Raw genomic sequence first — 920 nt, forward strand, 5'->3', positions numbered from 1 at the left:
GAAACCACCCGAAACGGTGAAGCCCGGACCTTGGGGGTCCGGGCTTCCACCGACTGAATTGCGCGTGTTTGCGCACTGCTTGGGGGTCGGTTCCTGATCGGTCGAGAGGGCTTCCGGATGTTTACCGGTCGCTCGCCGATTGCTTTCCCGCGGTTCCCGCCGTTCGGCGGCTACTTCTTCTCGGTCTCCGCGGCGAGCTTCGTGAGCACGGCGTCATAGATGCGGCCGAGGCCCTTGGGGGCGAAGGTGCGCTCGAAGAAACCGCCGATGCCGCCGGCGCCGTTCCACACCGTGGAGACGACGACCTTGGCCCTGCCCTCGCCCGCCGGGGTGACGGTCCAGGTCGTGACCATCGAGGAGTTGAGGTCCTTCTCGACCAGCTGGCCCGTGGTGGGCTCGGTGACGTCGAGCAGGCAGTCACGGACGCGCTTGCTGGTGGCCTGGAGCTTCCAGTGCACCTGGGTGCCCTCGCCGTCGCCGCCCTTGCGCACCTCGTACTCGCTGAAGTGCTCGGGGAGCAGCTTGGCGCGGGTGCCGGAGTAGTCGGCGAGCGCGTCGAACACCTCCTCCGGGTCCGCCGCGATGATCCGCTCCGTGGTGGCCTCGACCTGGCCCATGGGTGTCCTCCCGGACGTCGTACGGTGTCCCTGCGGGGCTCAGCCAACCACCAACCCGATCCCGGCCCAAATCGGTACCCACCACGGGGCTGCGCCGCTGGGCCCGCTGCGCCCACCGGGGTGCCACTTGCGCTCCGCGCGCGGCTGTAGGCCCGGTGGGGGCTGGTCGCGCAGTTCCCCGCGCCCCTGACGGGGCGCGCCTTCCGCTCTGCCTTCCCGTTTGTGGGCAGGCGTTCCGCACGGCGGAACGGGTGGGCACAAACGGGACCACGGACCGCAACCGACCACACGGGGGTCCGGCTG

Annotated in this window: 1 protein-coding gene; it reads right to left on the minus strand. The window is 70.1% G+C overall.

Annotated elements, in window-relative coordinates:
- Positions 1 to 170: 170 nt before the first annotated feature.
- Entirely contained in the window at positions 171 to 617 is a 447-nt protein-coding gene (locus K6I34_RS37500) for an SRPBCC family protein (RefSeq protein WP_229332475.1), read from the minus strand.
- Between the last annotated feature and the right edge of the window lie 303 nt (positions 618 to 920).

This window comes from Streptomyces sp. UNOC14_S4 (assembly GCF_020740835.1).
Classification (GTDB): Bacteria; Actinomycetota; Actinomycetes; order Streptomycetales; family Streptomycetaceae; genus Streptomyces.

Coding starts and splice junctions, on each gene's coding strand:
- K6I34_RS37500 (WP_229332475.1), bottom strand. CDS start 617: ATGGGCCAGGTCGAGGCCACCACGGAGCGGATCATCGCGGCGGACCCG.